This is a genomic window from Leptothoe spongobia TAU-MAC 1115, from assembly GCF_018739885.1.
Lineage (GTDB): Bacteria > Cyanobacteriota > Cyanobacteriia > Phormidesmidales > Phormidesmidaceae > Leptothoe > Leptothoe spongobia.
This window is the reverse complement of the sequence record NZ_JADOES010000016.1, coordinates 14,658-36,355: the sequence shown is the minus strand read 5'-3', so window position 1 is coordinate 36,355 and position 21,698 is coordinate 14,658. Positions and strand designations below refer to the sequence as shown.

Genomic DNA, 21,698 nt, shown 5'->3' with positions numbered 1-21,698 from the left:
AAGTATTTAGAGAAAACGTTGAGAACTTTGTCTTTTAACGTAGTTATTCCTTAAGATACCGCTATACTTCTTGCAATAGTATGCGTTGAACGTCATTCTTAACCGTACATTACGTTAGCCCCAAGCCCTCTAAGGCCCCAATGTGATGAACAACTTCCATCCAGTTAAATGGTTTGTAGCTGAAAATGCCCTACTGGTATTGCGCGCGGTTGCGATCGCAACCGCACTCATCCACACCTTTCCCCAGCTAACCAGTGCTCAAGTTACTCCAGATGGGTCCTTAGGAACAAATCCATCGGTAGTGGTACCAGAGAGTGCTACTCGCGAGCGCATTGAAGGTGGCGTAACCAATAACACAAATCTTTTTCACAGCTTTCAAGACTTTACGATTGAAACTGGACAGGAAGTTTATTTTGCCAACCCGGTAGGCATTGAAACAATCTTGACCCGTGTCACAGGCAATACCTCATCTGAACTCCTAGGCACCCTTGGCGTGCTTGGTGCAGCTGATTTCTTTTTGATTAACCCCAATGGTATTATCTTTGGTCCTGACGCCCAACTGGACATTGGCGGTTCTTTTGTGGCCACAACCGCAGCAGGGGTTCAGTTCGAAAACCAAGGTCTCTTCAGTGCATCTGACCCACAAGTGCCCACAATCCTGACGGTCAATCCCTCAGCCCTATTCTTTAGCGAGACAGACCCTGGGCAAATCATTAACCGTTCTGTCGCGCCTGCTGGAATAAATGCATCTGGAGGACAGACCTTTGGATTGAGAGTACCTGATGGTGAGAGCTTGTTGTTAGCTGGAGGAGAAGTGCTGATCGATAGTGGTTGGCTCAACGCCCTGGGCGGACATATTGATCTGTTAGGAATTGCAGGCTCTGGGCAAGTTGCCATCATCACAGATGGCACCAATTCAGACGGGACTAGCCCAGGTACTCGGGTGCCCGATGCACCACTGTCACTCAATGTACCGACAACTCTAGCCCGTAACGATGTCACTATTCAGAATGAGGCGATATTAGATGTAAGGTCAGACAATCGAGGCAGTATCACCATTTCAGGACAAAATATTGGCATCTCAGGTAGTCGTCTCTTTGCTGGTATTGCTCCTGGTTTAGGCACTGCCAATAGTCAGGGGGGCGACATTATCTTGAGTGCAACAGATGATCTTATCCTTACAGGTTTTAGTCCCTTTTTCATAGATATGATCACCAATACCTTGCGCTCGGGTGCAATGGGTAACAGTGGCAGTCTAAGTATAGAAGCCAAAAACTTTATAGCTCAAAATGCTGCCTTCGCTACCGTTGGTAGCTTTGGAAATGGCAACGCAGGTGAGATCCTAGTGAACGTACAGGATAAGGTAACACTGACCGAATCAAGTACTCTTTTTAATATTGTTGTCTCCCCAGATAATGTCGAGTCTGGGAAAATTACAGTTCAAGCTGGTTCCCTTGAACTTTTAGATGGTGCCCAGTTGATTTCCAGTGTCTTTGCTGTTGGACAAACAGAGGGTGTCCAGCTTGAAATACGTGATGATATTGTCATTGATGGGGTGGATGCAGATGGATTCTCCAGCGGTCTATTCGTAAACAATCGGTCAGAGGCCGTTGGCTTTTCTGGCGATGTGTTTATTTCTGCTAATTCAATAGAGATTACACGAGGGGGTAGGATTCAAACTGGTACCTCTGGAGAAGGCAATGCTGGCAATGTAACGATTGAAGTAGCTGAAAACTTTTTTTTAGATGGGGCTGACTCCAGCGGTAAAGTTACAGGCATTTTTACCGATGTAGATACGGGCGGCGTCGGTGAAGGGGGTGATATTCAAGTCATGGCAGGTAGTCTCACCCTAAATAATGGGGCTCAGTTTACAGCTAATACCTTTTTCTTGGGCAATGCTGGCAATATCACAGTCGATGTCCAAGGTGACGTAAGCATTGATGGAGCTGTTGAAGATTTAGGAACAGGCTCTACACCAGGAGTATTAGTGCCAGCACGTAGCGGCTTGTTTAGTAGTGTTGGTGAAAGTTTGGACGATGATCAAACCGTACCTGCCTTTGGTAATGGAGGAATAATTACGCTTACAGCAAACAGCCTTTCGCTGGCTGATGGTGGGGCGTTAGCTACTTCTATTCTCAGTGATAGCATTGGCAATGCCGCTCCAATTACAGTCACGGTTCAGGAAGACATTGTTGTAGACGGCGTAAACCCCGCAGTGGGAGCTAGCGGTATTTTCACAGCAGTACAGTCTGAGGCAACTGGTAATGCAAGTGATATCACAATCTCGGCAGAAGCGCTCAAAATCAGTCGAGGTGCTTTGCTCAATGCCAGTATTGCTAATGATGGAATAGCCGGTGAGATTTTGCTCAACACCAATAGTTTAGAGATCTTGGAAGGTGGACGGATCATTGTCACAACATCAGATATAGGCAATGCTGGTGACATTATAGTGCCGAGGGCAAACAGAATCATTCTGGCTGGTGAAAACAGTGGCTTGTTTGCCAATACTACGGCAACCTCTACCGGTAATAGTGGCAGCATCTTTGTAGACGCAAACACAGTAACCATCCAGGACAGGGCAAAGATTGCGCTAGATAGTCAGGGTTCCGGCAGAGGCGGCGATGTTGAACTCTTTGCCGATTTTTTAACCCTCGACAATAATGCGCTGATCTCCACTGAAACTACCAGCACCCAGGGGGGCATCATCACTCTGGATGTAGATGATGTGGTGTTGTTACGCAATGGAAGTAATCTGTCGGCTACAGCAGGTCTTGCCGAAGCTAACGGCGATGGGGGAAATGTCAATATCAAAACAAATTTTCTGGTTGCTGTACCAGGCGAAGATAGTAACATTACGGCCAATGCGTTTTTGGGGCAGGGCGGTAATGTTCAAATAACAGCAGAGGGGATTTACGGTATTGAGTTTCAGACCGACGAGGTACCGATACGCAATGACATTACTGCCAGCTCTGCCTTTGGGGCAGCAGGTGAAGTAGATATTGATACCCTAACCCTTGACCCGACTAGAGGTAATGCTGAATTACCCACTGAAACAGGTACACCGCGCATTAGTCAGCACTGCAATGCTAGCCAGGGTTCGTCTAGTTTTATATCGACTGGGCGTGGGGGAAAACCGTTGGGGCCTGAGGATACGATCGCATCCCAAGATCTCTGGGAAGACCTCTACACTCCCAGTTCAGAAACCACCACGGCTGTTGCCCCTAGACCCCAATCGATCACCCCTGAGTCTGCTTTAACAGAAGCCCAAGGCTGGGCAAGAAACCCTAACGGTCATGTAGTGCTTTTAGCCACAGCAGAGATATCTAGCAAGCCAATGTCCACACCCGCTATATGTTCACATCAGGGGTAATCGATGAATTATGAAACATCCACTACGTGCCTTGTTGTTATTTGTTCTCAGCTTGTGTCTGATACTCATAGGCCTGCCTGCCCTGTCACAACCACAGCCACAACCGCTGCTAGTAGATAAATCATCAGAGATATCGGTTGCAGCAACTTCAACCTCATTATTAGAACAGGGCCAACACTTTTACCAACAAGGGCAGTATGAGAATGCGATCGCAACCTGGCAAACGGCCCTAGACACCCCAACCATCCATGCATCCGAACAAGCCGCAATTTGGGCCTATTTAGCCCTGGCCTATCAGAAAACAGGCCAATGGGAAGCAGGAGAGCGGGCGATCACCAATAGTCTAGCCAGCTTAGACCGTCTACCCCAAAACAGTGAGCGGGCTCGTCTAATGGCTCAAACCCTCAATGCCCAAGGACAGTTGGCCTTTACCCAAGGTCGTACGGAAACCGCCCTCCAAGCCTGGCAACAGACAACCCAAATTTATCAAGACTTAGACTACCAGCCAGGCATTACCGGCAGCCTCATCAACCAGTCGCGAGCCCTGGAAACCATTGGTCACTACCGGCGGGCTTGCCAAAGTCTTCTAAATGCCATTAACCTAACCGAACAAAGCTGTGACTTTAGCCATAGCGATACAGCTCCAAACAAGATTATCCAAGCGTTTGAGCAAGAATCTGACAACACCTTAAAGATTCTAGGGTTACGTAGTTTAGGCAACGTTATGCGCTTAACGGGACAGCTCCCTGAAGCACAGCAGCTACTCAAACAAAGTGTAACCCTGGCCAACAGCCAGGAGAAACCACACCAAAAACTGTTATCACTATTGAGCCTGGGTAAAACAGAACAAGCTCTCTATGAGCAAGCCGCCTATCGCTACAGTCAAACCAGTTTACCAAGAGATGAAGCAGCCCTTAAAACCCATGCAGAGAATGCATTAGCCCACTATATAAACACCCAAGAAATTGCCCAAGCTCTTGTGAAAGAGCACCCAGACCTATTCAGTCAAACCGTCATTCAACAGTTTACCCTGTTAGTAAACTTGCACCTGGGACAATTTTCTCAGGGCCTGTTCCCACAGCTACGGCTCCAACTACAAACCCAACTCTTAACGGTAAAACGTCTGCCGTCCCTTGCCCCTAACCGAACCAATCTCTACACTCAAATCAACCTGGCCAAAAGCTACATTGCCCTCCAAAAATCTCCCGAAACAACTATCAGACCCTCTGCTACAGAAATTTTTGACCTGCTGAGTCAAGTACAACAGCAGGCAGTGGCCATTAATGACACTGACGCCCAGTCTTACGCTCTAGGGACATTGGGTGGACTTTATGAACAGTCAGCGAAACAACCACACTCTGATGCCAAGCTCCTCCAGCAGGCGCAAATACTCACCACCAAGGCGTTGGAGCTGGCTCAATCAACGGATCACATTGCTTACCAATGGCAATGGCAGCTGGGACGGATTTATGCCGCTCAACAGTCCACCGACCAGGCCATTAACTACTACCAAGCCGCCGCTGATAGCTTACAAACTCTACGACAAGATCTAGTCGCGATTGAATCAGGTGCACAGTTCTCATTTCGAGATACGGTGGAACCCCTCTACCGAGAACTAGTAGCACTGCGACTCAATCAGACTAAGGCATCAATTCCATCCCAGGATAATCTGTTACAAGCCATTAAAGATATTGATGCACTACAGCTGACAGAATTAGAAAACTTTTTGAGCTGTAACCTCACCCAAACCATCGCCCTTAGTGAACCACAGGTTGATACGTCAACCGCCATTATCTACCCAATCATTTTGTCTGATCAGGTGGCTGTGATTGTGCGTCTGCCCCAGTCAGATGAGCTTCAGTTTCATAGCGTATCTATCCCTAAAACCGAAGTCGGTCAAATTCTCACGCAGCTACGTCAACAAACTGAAAATCGATATCGTTCCACCATTTTTCTAGAACGATCTGGGCAAGTTTATGACTGGCTGATCCGTCCCTTTGAAACCGTTTTGACTCAGCAGCAGATCCACACATTGGTGTTTGTGTCGGATGGAGCCCTGCGCAATGTCCCCATGGCTGTACTGTACAACGGTGAACGATTTCTGATTGAGGATTACAGTATTGCCCTGAGTCCAGGGCTGCAGCTGCCAGCATCTAAGCCGTTGAGCCAGATTCAGTTGGATGCGATCGCATTCGGCCTATCAGACATTCGCCCCGACTTTGAACCCCACAAAGGGTTTGCCCCTCTCACCAACGTCGAGACCGAGTTAGCAGCCATCAAAACCCAGGTACCCAGCCGTCAATTTCTAAACCAAGACTTTACCACCCCAAATTTACAAACATTGGGTGATAGTGACCGTTCCCCCGTAGTCCATTTGGCCACCCACGGACAGTTTAGCTCCGACCCCAATGAAACATTTCTACTTGCCTGGGATCAACGTATAACCCTCAATGACTTTGGCCAAATCCTCCAAAATCAGACCACGTCAGATACAACCAATATCGAGCTATTAATTCTCAGTGCCTGCAAAACAGCCAGTGGCGATAATCGTGCCACCTTAGGCTTAGCCGGTGTCGCCATCCAAGCAGGAGCTCGTAGTACCATTGCCTCTTTATGGTTCGTTGATGACCAATCAACCGCTGCACTGATGACGCGGTTATATGAAATTTTAGGCAATCCCACTAAACAGCTCACCCGTGCCGAAGTCCTACGTCAAGCCCAGCTTGACCTATTACATACCCCTGGCTATCAAGGCCCTTTTTACTGGGCACCTTATGTCCTGGTAGGAAACTGGTCATAAAAGGCCCCCTTTACTGGGCACCCTACGTACTGGTAGGAAACTGGTCATAACTTGACAAAACAGACTTACTTTCAAGGTTAGAAAAAGCTCTGGCCACTACTCTGGAATTCTTAGATACAGGGTGTAGCCAAGACCAATCAGACTCTTAGCAAACCTTGCTGTGGCTCCATACAAACGCATCTTTATGCAATTCTTGAAATGATGAAACGATTCTCACATATTTTTGCATATACTTGCCTAGTCCTTGTTGTGGCCATCACTAGTCTAGCTCTGCTCACAAACCGTTTTGGCTGGTCGCTATACTTAGAGATTCTCTCTCACTTCCAGGTGCAATACTTCGTTGCCACCCTCATACTTGCAGGACTCACTTTACTCCTAAGACATTTTCGGATCTCATTAGCAATTCTTGTTTGTAGTGCCGTTCTATCGGCGCAGGTTCTTCCCTGGTATGTCCCGTCCCACATAGGTACTCAGGCCAACTATCGTGTCTTAGTCGCTAACCTAAACTTTAGCAATAAGGATGCGACTAAGGCCCTAGCTCTCATGGACGTGGAACAACCTGACCTGGCTCTATTTATAGAAGTGGGTTACGCCATGGAACAGCAGTTAGCCTCCCTGGGAAAGACAATGCCGTACAGCACAAACATTGCTGCCGACTCTGGCCTCATGCTATACAGCAAATATCCCCTTACCGACGTACATCTGCAACAGTTTGGTCTAAATACTCGGAAGTCTCTGGTCGCCCATCTAAACATCAATGGCCAATCCCTCTCTCTAGTAGCAGCCCATCCGCTGCCTCCCATGGAACACAGAATGTTTCAGTCTCGCAATACATTATTGGCTGATGCGGGGGACTACATTAAAACTCAGACAGGGTCAGTTATCTTTCTCGGGGATCTCAATATCACCATGTGGTCCCCTTACTATCAAGCGCTAATTCATAAAACCGGTCTGAAGAACACCCGTCAAGGATTTGGCATTCGCCCCACCTGGCCAGCGGTTGCTAGCTACTACGGTCTACCCAATGTAGTTCAGAGCATGATCAAGCCTTTGCAGATTCCCATCGATCACTGTTTAGTCAGTCCGGAGGTCACCGTGGTCAATAGCCGCACTGGCGCTGAAACTGGATCAGATCATTTTCCTGTGATTACGGACTTGTGGCTAAAGTCTGGAAATGTCAGGTATGGTTTTTTCCCGACATTTTCTGTAACGACAAATTAGGGGCTGGCACCTAACGTTTTTATCAGAGCAATGTAGGTGCTACTGATGAAAATGACGGTCTGGCTAAAGCATGCTTTTAATCACCTTCAGCATGGATCTCTGGAAACTTTGTGCGAAGTGACAAGTCAGCGCTTGCACGTTGGCGAAGCCGCTCCAGAGGAGCATCGCATTGCACCTCGTTACTTCACCCAAGTAGGCTACAGTCTATTAGGAAGCTTGGCAGCGATATTAGCAAGCGGCCAAGGCATACCGGCCTTAGCTCAAATGCCCACCCTGAGTGAAAAAATTCTGGGTATGGAGCGTAGTCTAGAAACAGAATTTGAAACTTATTTCGAGCAAAACTTAGCTGACGTTACCCAGACACCAGAGGACATTGCCAACACCTTATCCCGCATTGGCCAAGAAACTGGCACCACACCAGCCGTTCTATGGGCAATTCCCAGGGGCGATCATTTACACCTAGTGTTGATCACTCCTGATGGTGAACCTATTGTCCGAGATCTTTACGATGTACCCAATGCTGTCCTACTAAAAACAATTCGAACCTTTCAAAAAAACATTAGCCATGCCAACAATCACACTTACCTACGCAGCGCACAACAGCTACACCAGTGGCTCTTAGCACCATTCGAAGCAGAATTTTTAGAAACAGCTGGGGTGGATATGCTGCTGGTATGCCTGGGAGACGGCATCAGAGGTCTATCAATGTCAGCCCTCCACGATGGCAATCAGTTCTTAATCGAGAAATACAGCCTGACCCAGATTCCAGCCTTTAATCTGATTAAAACTGATTATGACAGCCTCCAACAGGGCCAAGTTTTGGCAATGGGAAGTTCTGAATTTGAGCACCAGACACCATTACCGGCTGTACCCATGGAATTGGCCAATGTACTATGGGAGCTGAGATCAGCTCGTACAACCCAAGCTCCCTGGGAAGGCCGCTCACTCCTCAATCAAGGCTTTACCCTAGACAACGTCAATACCCTATTGGCAAATCGTGGGTTTGATATTGTTCATTTAGCCACCCATGCTGCCTTTAAACCTGGTCAACCCAATAATTCCTATGTACAGCTCTGGGACACCAAACTAAGTCTGGATCAACTCCGTGGACTCAAGTGGCAAGACTCTCCTGAATTGTTGGTTCTGAGTGCTTGCGAAACAGCCATCGGTGACCCTGAGGCAGAACTAGGCTTTGCAGGCGTTGCCCTCCAGTCTGGAGCCAAATCCGCCGTTGCCAGCCTTTGGGATGTCAGTGATGTGGGCACCATGGCCCTAATGAGTGAGTTTTACCAGGGGCTTACTGCAATGCCCACCAAGGCAGAAGCTCTGCAACAGGCTCAACTCAAAATGCTGCGGGGAGATGTTCATTTAGCAGCAAATCGGCTCAAATTATCACGGGGTGAAGTATCACTACCGATGGATTTAGACGGTCATGAGAATCTTTCCCATCCCTTTTATTGGGCCGGGTTCACCATGATCAGTAGTCCCTGGTAAATCCTGACTTGTTTTGTCCTTTTAACGATAGGCTCCATCGGAGGCTACGGAGGTCTGCGCAAGATTCAGTTAAAGCAGTTTGAAAACAATCAACAGGAGTTGAATCATGACAACTTCAAGTGTAAGCCTCCAGTCACTGTGGTTAAATATTTCAGAACAACTTCAACAGTTTCTGACTGCAGCAGATTTAGTCAGCAAACTAACTCTCGCATTTGGGGAAGCGTTTGATCCACAGCTTGCCATTAATTTAATTCAAGATTTGGTCAATGGAGACGGTCGGCCAGATGTTGAATTGCGTTCGGCAGCTGAAATCAATGGAGCAAATGGTGCGTTCTCAGGTTCTACAGGAGTCGTGTATCTGGCTGAAGAGTTTTTAAGTGCTAATGCGGTGGAGACCGTTGCAAATGTCTTCTTAGAGGAGTTAGGACACTATCTAGATTGGCACTTAAATGAAACCGATAGTGTCGGAGACGAAGGAGCCATTTTTTCAGCTTTGGTTCGAGGAGAGAATTTAGCTGATGATAAATTACAACAATTGAAAACTGAGGATGATTGGACTGTCGTTAATTTGGATGGGGAAGCAGTTGCGATCGAGCAAAGCAGAACTAATTACTATGGGGGAACTGAAGCTGATGTATATGATTTAGATTTTACAATTAGTCCAACGCAACTAACTCATGACGGGACTGCAAGATTGGCTGACGCAGCCGGTTCCAAGATATTGGATGCAGGGGGTATTGATGAACTCACAATCAATGGAGATAACTTCAGCCTACAACGTTTATCTGCAAATCATATTGGCTTTGGACGCGATCGCAAGACTCTAATTGTAGATCTCGACCAAAATGGTCAAATAGATACAGATAATGATCTAAACATCCTCAACTTTTTTGCTAATGACTACGATGACACAAAAGGAGATGGTTTTATTGAAACAGTTGGCAGCCTATCAGGGGATGACATTATTGCTCTGTTTACACCTACAATCCTTGATACACCAGATCAGAAAATAAAATTATACTACGACGATTCATTACCAGAAATTGCAAGACTCCCCATTCAAGAGGCAGCTTATAACTGGTCTCGTTTACTGAATATTGATACGAACAAACCAGTCAAAGTAGCTGTAGACTTTCAACAAAACGTTAGCACAAACTTGGCAACAGCTTCACCCACTAGCTTAATAGACACCTCTAAAATTACGGGTACCAATAATTTAATAGAAAATCACCTTTATCCTCGGGCATTAGCCCAGCATCTTTCAAACACCAGTCTAACTACTGACGCATCTGATATCAGGATTACTATTAATTCCTCCAGTGCTGATTTCACTGGTGCTAATATCTGGTTTGGAGTTGATGAGGTTCCACATTCGCAAACACATTTGCAAGATCTCGTTGGTATTACCTTACATGAATTAGCACATGGATTAGGATTTTTTGATTCGGCAAAGCAGGATGGCTCATGGAGCTATACGGAGGGACAAACCGTTTATGATCATTTCATATATGACACAGGTAGAGCTCAAAAACTCGAAGAGATCAATGTTCAAGGCGATCGAGCCTCTAGTTTAGTCAGTAATAATCTCGTTTTTGGCGATAACTCCACAGAACAGCTTTATGCCATCGCTAATAATCAGAGCAGTCCTCCTAAGCTTTATGCTCCAAATCCTTGGGACGACGATAGTAGTATTTCCCACTTTGATAAAGAGGCTCATCAGAATGCACTTGTGATCCCCGAAATTGCTAGGGGACCTGGTCACCGTACTATTGATCCAGTCACACTTGGTACTTTAAAGGATCTCGGCTGGGACATCAACTTACCTGAAATATCTATTCAGGATGTAGAAGTAATAGAAGGCAATGTAGAGACTATAGATGGAGAAAAAAAGAAGACAACAAATTTAACATTTACCCTTTCTCTTACAAGCCCTACTGTTGATAATCCTACAGACGATAATGATAAAGTAACCGTTAAATATAGAACAGTTAAAGATAACCCTGAGCAAGATATTGATGCAGCAAAAAGTGATTTCGTGTCATGGTTAACTGGCACAAGAGACTACAAGCGCGTCAGTGAAGCAAGTCAAAAAACTATCACGTTTGAGCATGGAGACACCACATCGGAAGAGGTGACCATCGAGATTATAAGGGATGGCAAACCAGAAAATGATGAGACATTTAAGATACAACTATTCGATCCCCAAAATGCACTGATATCCAAAGAAACGCTAAATAGCGGAATCATGACTATTAAGGATGATGATTCCACAGATGAGGAAGGAATAGCAGAATCTAGCGCTAGTGGAGCCAAAAATTTTGGCAATGGAATAGTAGCTGTCACCAATAATGATGCTTCCCTTGTTAAAACATTAGCAGCAGATGAAAATATTAGTGGATTAGAGAATCTCAAAAATGGATTGGGCTCAGTCCTAGGTAATATCGGAGATATCTTTAGATCCATAGAAGATGGCATAGAAAAACTATCTGAGTTTCAGTCTGGGATAGATGAGAATATTGGTGGCAGCACCTTGCCTTTATTGGGTGAGATAGCTTCTCTAAGTTCTGTACCACTTGAGTTTGTCACAGAAATCCAAGATGCAATACTTGAAAAATTAAGTGCCATCGTTGCCGAAGTCCTACAACCTGTACAAGATGTAATCACAGATTTATTAGGAGACATCATTGATGTTTCAACCATTACGGATGGTGACATTGAAGAATTATTAGGAGCATTACTGGATGAAGCCCTAAGTCTTGATTTTACTAATCCAGACCTGGAACAAGTCGCTGCAGACTTCCTTGCTGGCGTCAAAAATGCTCTCTCTTCCACTTTTTCTGAGCTTGATCTTAGCAGTTCAGATCTAGATGAAACTATAGAAGACTTTATTATTGAACTCAGTGACAGGCTTGCTGATGAACTGGACGGAATTTTAGGCAAACCGTTAGGTCCCATCCGTCAGGCTATTTTTGAGGCTATCGGTCCCGATGGAATTAATATCCTCAAAGACATTGATAATAATTCGGTCATTGACATTGACGATGTACAAATCAACATCACAGATATAGAGCAACTGCAAGACTTAGCCAACCTGAACTTGGAATTTGACCTCCAATTAGGCAAAACTTACGATTTACTAGATACTCCCATGGCAGCGGATGTTGGTATTCCAGGGCTGGGGTTAGAGGTTGATGGTACTCTGCAGGGAAACTTTATACTTGATTGGGAATTGGGCTTCGGCATAAATTCAAATGATATCTTCTATTTTGACACCAGTTCAGAGGATGAAATTGAAGTTACATTAGACATTTCACCTGAGTTCGAAGCAACTGGGACGTTAGGCTTTCTGCAAGTAGACGTCACCGACAAAGGAAGTGGACTTGATGCCGGTTTTGTTGTCAATGTAATCGATCCAACCGCAACTGATGACGCTGATGCTGACAAACTCACTTTAGATGAAATTCTGAATGCATCGTCAAGCACTGTAAATGCTAAGTTGGATTTAGACACAGGTATCAACCTTGGTCTAAATGCCAGCTTCGGTGGAAATGCAAATTTTCCTTCCATTGCAACGGATTTCAACTTTGGTTGGGATGTTGATAGTGAAATTGACCCAAATAATTTGCAGGATCTAGGAGCTGCACCTACCGTTGGCTTCGACAATGTCACCTTAGATTTAGGAACATTCTTTAATAACTTTGTTAGTCCAGTTTTAGACACAGTTCAAACTATCACCGAGCCGCTTGAACCTGTCCTTAATGCTTTAACTGATGACATTAATCTAGGCTTTACTAAGTTTAGTCTCTTAGATCTTGCGGAGGAACTGCAACTTCTTGATGAAGGCAGTATTGAATTTATCGAGTCTTTAGACCAACTTATCGAGGTTATCAATAGTGTTCCAACGGGGAGTACTCTTAACCTTGATTTAGGGGGTTTTGATTTTGATGGCTTCGATATTCGAGACCTTAACTCTGATCTCAGTGATGTCAGTCTCAGTGACGTGATTCCAAATATCACTGAGATATTTGATGAGTCACAAATACCAGAAAATAGTCCTGAATCATCATTTTTAGCTGAAATCAATAAAATTCCAGGAGAAGGCTTAAAATTCCCCTTACTCACTGACCCACTGCAGGCCTTTAATCTCTTACTCGGTCAAGATATTAATCTTTTTACCTATGGTCTACCTACATTTAACTTCGACTTGGGTCATAACCAATACTTTCCAATCATTGGCCCCTTTGGTATTAACTTAGGATTCGGTGTTGGTGCTGAGGTTTCTTTATCTGGCTTTGGCTATGACACCTACGGATTACGCCAGTTCTCAGAGGGAGGAACTATTGATGACATTTTCAATGGGTTCTATGTGAGTGATACCGAGAATCCGGATGGTACCGGCAATGACACCGCAGAATTAGGTCTCACAGGAGATATTGAAGCATCTGCAGTACTCAATGCAGGGCTTCTGGAGGCAGGAGCTGGCGGTGGAGTTTACGCTAGTGTAGATTTTGACCTGAATGATCCAAATGATGAAGGCGATGGCAAAATTCGTGCTAATGAATTTTTGGATTTAATTGCCAATCCTCTCTGTCTTTTTGATGTCCATGGAGACTTGTCAGCACGTCTCTTTGCTTACTTTCAGATTGGTAGGAAGCCATTTGCGTATACACAACGTATCGACAGCCCCGATTTAGAAATCCTGAACTTTAACCATGGATGTGATGGCAGCCGAGAAAGTAATAATGGTGAACTGATTACTGACTTAGGAACAGTCAGTAATCAAGTATTAACACTGGCAACGAAGAATAATAAAGATGATGATTTTACCGTTGAGCATGTATCAGGATCAGCAAACAAGGAAACTCTTTTAGTATTTGCCGATGGAGCCAGACAAGAGTTTAACAATATCAACAGAATTGTTGTTGAAAAAAATAGTGGCGACGACTTTATAAAGTTGGATGAGGATGTCCTGGTAGCAGCTGACCTCAAAGGGGGTAATGGTGATGATTTACTCATCGGTGGAAGTGGCAACGATACCCTAGAAGGTAATGGTGGTGTTGATAGATTAGAGGGAGGCGCTGGCAATGATACTCTCAAAGGTGGCGGCAAGGACGATATTTTAATTGGGGGACCGGGGGCTGATTCTTTGGATGGTGATGGTGGAGGTGAGGACATTGCCAGCTATATCACAGCAGAGAAAGGGGTCCGGGCTAGTCTTGATGCTCCCGGTAGCAATACTGGAGATGCCGCAGGGGATACTTATAAATCCATTAAAAACCTGGAAGGTTCTATCTATGGCGACACATTAATCGGTGATAGCAAACAAAACCTCCTAATTGGACTGGAAGGTCAAGATACTCTCCGAGGTGGTAAAGAGCAGGATATTCTTAAAGGTGGTAGCGGAGACGACACACTTGAAGGGGAAGAAGGAAAGGATGTACTTATAGGTGGACAAGGTGGAGATATCCTTAATGGCGGTGAGAAAGAGGATATTGCCAGCTACGAAGATTCTCCTCAAGGTATTTTTCTAGACTTAAATGATCCCAGTCAGTCTACCGGATATGCTCAAGGAGATACCTTTATATCCATCGAAATACATGAAGGCTCTCACTATAATGACACCTTAAGAGGAGATGATGGGAAAAATACGTTCTTTGGTTTAGATGGCAATGATGTTCTGCTAGGGGGAGCTGGAGCAGATGATCTGGATGGCGGCGATGGCTATGATATCGCCAGCTATGAGGATTCTCCAGAAGGCGTAGAAGTGTATGTCGGCAAAACTGGACAATCTACAGGCTATGCCGAAGACGATAAATACGACAACATTGAAGAAATTCAAGGGTCACTCTTTAATGACATCCTGGAAGGCAATGGCCAGGACAATATTCTGGATGGCTTAGAGGGGCATAACAATCTGATTGGCGGCAACGGTGCTGATGATTTGCGGGCAGGTACTGGCAATGATACTTACCAGTTAAAAGCGAATAAGGCTGACGGTAGCATTATTCGAGATCGTGGTGGGAGTTATGACCTTTTGCTCTTGGAAAATACCACGCTTGTTCTAGCAGGTCCCAGTCAGGGGACTGCTGGACTAGCCAGAAGAAATAACGACCTGATCATTGATATTAATGAAGACGGTGAAATTAACCGTAGTGATGATCTGACAATTCAGAATTTCTTCTCTCCTCGTAATGTCTCTGTTGATGATGTAATTCTCATAGAAGGAGATAGTGGCAATAGACAGGCGGTCTTTACTGTCACAGCTCAAGGCTCAGATTCAGGGACTGGCATTGGTTTTATCGAAACTCTACATAACATTCCAGGCATGGATGTTATTGAACGATTCAATACTGTTGATGTAGAGTATGCCACCACAAATGGCACTGCCACTGAAGCCGATCAAGATTATAAATCGGCTAGTGGAAAGCTAAGCTTTGCACCCAATGATACGAGTAAAACAGTCACTGTCGATATTATTGGAGATATCCGAGAAGAAGCAGATGAGTATTTCAACCTGACGTTAAGTAGTGATGGCACCAATATTATCGATGGGAGTGGTCAAGCCACCATTGAAAATGACGACACATCTATTTCGATCGATAACCAATTGGTCACGGAAGGCGACACAGGTACGGTAACGGCAAACTTGACGGTCAGTTTGTCACAGGCTAGCCAGGAAACGGTCACTGTGGACTATGGGACACAATCCCAGGGGGCATCAGGCAATACTGACTACACTCCAGCTAGCGGCACCCTAACATTCAACCCAGGCGAAACGGAAAAAGAGATCTCGATTGAAATTATCAATGATACTGAGAATGAACTTGATGAAACATTGGCAGTGGAGTTGAGCGGTGCCAATAATAGTGATTTGGCAGACACTCAAGCCACGATTACCATTATTGATAATGATGTGCCCCAAATTACCATAGATGATTTCACCGTGCTGGAAGGGGACAATGGGATCACTACGGGCACCTTTACAGTGACGCTTTCGGCGTCCACACCGGCATTGGTATCGGTGGAGTATTCAACGTTTAATGATACTGCGATCGCAGGTCTCGACTATACCCCCAAGAGTGGCACCCTCACCTTCCAACCAGGCCAAACCAGCAAAACCATTGCCGTAGATATTCTTGGCGACAAACGCATAGAAGACCACGAAAAATTTACCCTTGAGCTGAACAATAGCATTAACGCCACCATTGTCGACGGTCGTGGAGTGGGCACCATCCGCAATGATGATCAACTAGAGATTTCCAGCAATGGCATCATTATCAATGAAGGCGATAGCGGCACCACTGAGGCCACCTTTACCGTCAGGCTATCGGATATCTACGATGAGACCGTGACGGTAGAGTATGAAACTGAGGATGGGAGTGCCCTCTCAGATAGCGACTACACCCCTGCCAGTGGAACCCTGAGTTTTGCTCCTGGTGAAACCGAACAAACAATTACGGTTGACGTCACTGGAGACGAAGATCCTGAACCCGATGAGACATTCTCAGTTAACCTCAATAATGCCAGTGACGGGGTGATCACAACAGCTCAGACAACGGGCACCATCCGCAATGATGATTTTCCCTCTATTACCATTACCGATGTCTCCCTGGAGGAAGGTGATAATGGGGTCACCCTGGCAGAACTCACAGTCAGTTTGTCGGAGTCGGCAAATGAGGAAGTGACGGTAGACTACGCCACCGAAGCAGGCACAGCAACAGCCAACAAAGACTACGGCACCACCCAGGGCACCATCGTCTTTGCAGTGGGTGAAACCGAAAAAACGATTACCGTCCCCGTCAATGGCGATACATCAGTCGAAACCGATGAAACCTTCTTTGTGAATTTGAGTAATCCACGCCATGGAGAGCTAGTCGATGATAGGGCTGAAGTCACCATCAAAAATGATGATACTGTTTCAATATCCATTGGAGACAACACTGTAACAGAAAACCGAGAAGATGTTGCGCGACTGGATGTCACCCTGTCAGATCCCGTTAGTTCTATCGTTACGGTTGACTTTAAAACGGTTGATAATAGTGCCAAGGAAGGCAGTGATTATCTGACTACCACTGGCACGATAACTTTCCAGCCAGGTGAAACAAGTCAAACTATTGACAACATATTCATGTTGGGGGATGACATTCCAGAACCCACGGAAACCTTTGGTGTAGAGCTGTTTAATCCTAGTAACAATGCCATCATCGCTGATAATCGAGGCGTTGTCACCATTGAGGATGATGACAATGATATTCCTGTCGCCTGGTGGCGACTTGATGAAACCTCGGGGGACAATGCCGAGGATAGTATTGGCACCAATGATGGCACATTAATACCAGCACCACCCAATGGCCCTACCTGGGTGAATGGGCAGGTCAATGGTGGTCTTGCCTTTGATGGTAGTGATGACTTTGTAGACATCGCCGATGATGATGTTCTGGATATCGGAGCTAAAGACTTTTCCATCAGCCTCTGGGTAAGGATCCAACCTGATAGTGAAGGTACGATTCTCGACAAGCGTGTGGCAACCTCTGGTCCCCTCCAGGGGTATGTGCTCACCCACAACAATGGCCAACTCGGCTTCCAAATGGCAGACGGGACCAATGTCGTTAACTATCAAAGTAATGGCGCTATTGTCGATCTAGATTGGCATCAGATAACAGTCACCATAGGTCGCGATAATCCCAGGGGTGGCCTATTCTATATCGATGGAGTTGAGGATGGTGGATTTGATCCAACCAGTACTCAAGGCTCCTTAGGCAACCCATCCGATTTACTATTTGGCAGAAATTCTGATAACCCTGTCCTTAACTACTTTGAGGGAGCGCTTGATGAAGTCAAACTCTTCGCAGGCAGTCTCACCCCTAGCGAGGTTCAGGAACTGTATAACAATGATAAAAATGGTGTCTCTGACCAGCCCACACCTCCATCGACCGGAGAGGGTGTCAATATTTCTGACCAGGTAACAACCTCAAACAGAGAAGTCAGCATACTGGCCAACGATGAGTTGCCTTCATTGGCTAATCGTACCCTGTCCATAGCTAATCAGGCAGATTCAACCATTGCAGCTGCGAGTCGTTCTCACTCAGACAAAACAACTGAAGCAAATATTCCTCCAGCCATAGCCTCACTCACCACCAGTGAAGTTGCTATTGCAGAAGGTGATACCCCATCCGGGGAGCTAAGGGGTCAAATTTGGTACGACCAAAATAACAATTCTGCCCAGGATAGCTCTGAGGCAGGGTTAACAGGCTGGACCCTTTTCCTTGATGCTAATCAGAATGCTCAATTTGACCCCAATGAAGCCTTTACGGTGACGGATGACGACGGGAATTACGCCTTCACCAATCTGGCGGCAGGCACCTACACGGTGGCTCAGGTACGCCACGATGGTTGGCTACAAACCTACCCTTTAACTGACATCAATGGCGATTTTGAGTCGGGTACCTTTGCCGATTGGCAAACCACTGGTAATGCCAGCGTAGAACCAACCGACGCAAATTCCCCCGCTGAACTTGGGGACTTTCAAGCTGAAATTAACACCGACTCGGGATCTGTTCTAACCAGTGACTTAGAGGCATTTCTCGGGTTGAGTAGCGGTAGTTTAGATGATTTGTCTAGCAGCCTGCCAGATTCAGAGCTGTATAGAACCAATGTGACTGAGGGATCTGCGATCGCAAAAACCATCACCGTTGAAGCGGGCGATCAACTCACCTTTGATTGGAATCAAAAAACTGAAGACTACTTACCTTTTAGAGACTTAACATTCTTCTCCATCAGCACCAACACAACCAACATTCTTGCCAGTGTTCAAAGTCCTCTAGAAGTCATTCTTGAAAACGGTCCTCAAGAAACTGGATTTGGCACTTTCTCCCATACCTTTACCAACGACGGTACATATACCATTGGCGTCGGTGTGGTAGACGTAGGCGATCACATCGTTGACTCAGCCCTCGTGGTCGATAACTTTACCTTGACCTCCAAAGACTACATCGTCGACCTCAATGAGGGAGAAAGTATTGACAACCTTGACTTTGGCAATTACCTACCGGGGCTGCCGACAACGATACAATTCTCAGCCGCTAGCTACCGTGTCACAGGAGAAAATTCAGATGCAGAGATTACCTTAACTCGTAGTGGCGATGTTAGCACTGCTGCCAATGTCACGGTACAGCTCAATGACGCAACCGCTCGTGGAGGCAGTGACTTTGACGCAACCGCTCAAATCATTGAGTTTGCCCCAGGAGAAACCAATAAAACAGTTACCATTCCTATCCTTGAGGATGCCTTAGCAGAAAATGATGAAACCTTCCTGCTGAGTTTAACTAACGTCAACGATGCTGATATTGGTGCTCAACGTACGGCGACCGTCACCATCATTGACACCGACACAGTTGTGAATTTCTCACAGCCCACCTATCAAATTAGTGAGGATGGCACCGCCATTGGCACAGAAATTACGGTGCTTCGAACCGGCGATCTTAGCACTAGTTCAGAAGTAGAACTCTTCTTTGAAGAAGGTACCGCTACGGGTGGCTCACCCTTTATAGAGTTTGGAGAGGATAAAAACGGAGAGACAACCCTCGAACTGATGTTTCCTGACGGTGTCGATTTTGACCAGAGCAAACTAGAAACTGCATCAGGAGAATTTATCAACACTCGAACGGTATCATTTGCCCCAGGCGAAGATAGTAAAACTGTCACATTCCCTATCCATGATGATGACATCCGAGAAGGCAGCGAATTCTTTAATGTTTACTTACTGAATACGGATGCAGATCCCCTGACGGGTTTTCAAAAAGGTACTGAAATCGAGATTATTGATAATGAAGGGGCCGAGATTACAGGCGGCGTCTGGAATGATGAAAATGGCAATGGCAACTGGAATATCGGTGAGGTCGGACTACCTAACTGGACCGTATATATCGATGCCAACGATAATAAACAATTAGACTCAGGAGAAATCTCCACAATTACTGAATCAGATGGAAGTTACTCCTTTACAAATTTAAATAAGGGAACTTATACCATTGCAGAACTATTGCCAGATGGTTGGAGTCAAACTCATCCAGGCCAACAAAGCAATTTCAGCCATACCGTATCTATAAACTCGGGCGATCAGGTTACCCAACTAAACTTTGGCAACATCACCAATACCCTCGGCGAGATCCATGGTCATAAGTGGAATGATCGCGATCTTGATGGTATATGGGATGACAATGAAGAAAGTTTACCCGGTTGGCTGATCTATCTAGATAGCAATAACAACAGCAGCCTGGATCCAGGTGAATTTACGACAGTCACTAATGCTGACGGAGCCTATGCCTTTACCAATTTAGAGCCCGGCACCTACTCCGTAGGGGAAGTTATGCAGCCAAACTGGCAACAAAGCTATCCGATCCAAACAACCCCAGGCACTATCCCAGGCAGCCATAGCGTATCTGTAGCATCGGGTGAGCGCGTTACTCAGGTAGATTTTGGCAACTACAACGTTGACACTGTTCCAGTTGCCTGGTGGCGATTAGATGAAACCTCAGGACTCATTGTCAACGATAGCATTAGCAATAATCACGGACTGCGATTACCAGTGGGTCCCAACTGGGAAGATGGTGTCGTCAATGGTGGAATTCGTTTCGACAATAGCAATAACCCGACAAACGTTCCAGACTTAGTAACCGTTCTAGATGATAACGCCTTAGACTTCGGCACAGAGGATTTCTCTATCAGTGCGTGGATTAGAGTTCAAAACAACGATGAGAGCGGTCTTATTCTCACCAAATGGGATAATGTATCCTCTGGTCCTGGACAGGGGTACTCACTCCTATATAACAATGGAGCACTTAGCCTTCAAATAGCAGACGCGAAGCAGGTGACTAGCTATACCAGCAACAACGATGTTCTGGATCAACTATGGCACCAGATTACCCTTACGATTGATCGCGATCATGCTAATGGCGGCATCCTTTACGTAGATGGAGAACAGTATGGAAGGTTCGATCCCACTGGCGTACAGGGCTCTTTAAGCAACACTAAGAATTTATTCTTCGGCCCAGCTATTGTCAGTGCCCTAGAACTGGATGAGATAAAGTTATTTAAGTCAGCTTTAGCAGCTGATGACGTGGCCTATCTCTACAATAATGACATTGGCAGCGAGATTCCTAGTGATCCGATTACTGGCATCGATGTGGTTAATCCGACAACGGTGGGCGACAATTTGCTTAGCGTAAACGGCAATGGTCTAACCAACCGTGTCACCGATGTCGAATCGGTTAGTCTAACCCAACCAGGCAACCTGCTTGCTAACTCACTAACGAGCCCAATTGATTTTGAAAGCGTTTGGGAACTTGGTTCCTTAGAGGCTAATCACCGTATTGATGGCAATTTGGTTTATACGGAAGCCGATTACTTACCTCTAAGTGCTGGTGAAATTTTAGGACCCAAAAGCAGCCTTTAGATAGGCCCATCATTAGATTTCAAGGTACCGTAACCAACAGTAAACTATAGCATTTTCGGGCCTCACCAATTTAATTGGTGAGGCCTTTATTCTGTAGTTATACCAAATCCAAATTCCTTAACCCCGATTCAACATGGACAATTCTGTAGGGGCATCCCCTTGTGGGTGCCCTTCGATATCGGGTGCTATCAGTCAAGATTTCGTATCAGAAATCATAGGGCTATCGTCACAGAAAATATCTGACAAAAATGCCCCCTGACATTAACCGACATTTCTCTCCTATTTCAAGAAGACTTTCTCAACAACAACGTCTGCAAATGTCAGGCCCTCGATTTAGCCGACTTTTTCTGTAACGACAC

The 21,698-nt window shown here is 45.7% G+C and carries 5 protein-coding genes; all 5 read left to right on the top strand.

Going from position 1 to position 21,698, the window contains the following annotated elements; translation table 11 throughout:
• The first annotated feature begins 145 nt into the window (after positions 1-145).
• The 5 genes from IXB50_RS10135 to IXB50_RS10115 all read left to right on the top strand — a co-directional run bounded on the left by IXB50_RS10135 (position 146) and on the right by IXB50_RS10115 (position 21,339).
• Positions 146-3,370, top strand: a complete 3,225-nt coding sequence (locus IXB50_RS10135) for a two-partner secretion domain-containing protein (RefSeq protein ID WP_215608847.1) — start codon at positions 146-148, stop codon at positions 3,368-3,370.
• Positions 3,371-3,380: 10 nt separating this feature from the next.
• Positions 3,381-6,170 carry a CHAT domain-containing protein gene (locus tag IXB50_RS10130; RefSeq protein ID WP_215608846.1) on the top strand — a complete coding sequence of 930 codons (2,790 nt, stop codon included), beginning with the start codon at positions 3,381-3,383 and terminating at the stop codon, positions 6,168-6,170.
• A 249-nt stretch (positions 6,171-6,419) separates the two neighbouring features.
• The gene (locus IXB50_RS10125; protein ID WP_215608845.1) at positions 6,420-7,391 is read left to right on the top strand and encodes an endonuclease/exonuclease/phosphatase family protein; all 972 of its coding nucleotides are present in this window, start codon (positions 6,420-6,422) and stop codon (positions 7,389-7,391) included.
• Positions 7,392-7,436: 45 nt separating this feature from the next.
• Complete coding sequence (locus IXB50_RS10120; RefSeq protein ID WP_246564358.1) at positions 7,437-8,885, top strand: CHAT domain-containing protein; 1,449 nt, start codon at positions 7,437-7,439, stop codon at positions 8,883-8,885.
• Between the two features lie 106 nt (positions 8,886-8,991).
• Complete coding sequence (locus IXB50_RS10115; protein ID WP_215608844.1) at positions 8,992-21,339, top strand: Calx-beta domain-containing protein; 12,348 nt, start codon at positions 8,992-8,994, stop codon at positions 21,337-21,339.
• The last annotated feature ends 359 nt before the right edge of the window (positions 21,340-21,698 follow it).

Coding starts and splice junctions, on each gene's coding strand:
- IXB50_RS10135 (WP_215608847.1), top strand. CDS start 146: ATGAACAACTTCCATCCAGTTAAATGGTTTGTAGCTGAAAATGCCCTA.
- IXB50_RS10130 (WP_215608846.1), top strand. CDS start 3,381: ATGAAACATCCACTACGTGCCTTGTTGTTATTTGTTCTCAGCTTGTGT.
- IXB50_RS10120 (WP_246564358.1), top strand. CDS start 7,437: ATGAAAATGACGGTCTGGCTAAAGCATGCTTTTAATCACCTTCAGCAT.
- IXB50_RS10115 (WP_215608844.1), top strand. CDS start 8,992: ATGACAACTTCAAGTGTAAGCCTCCAGTCACTGTGGTTAAATATTTCA.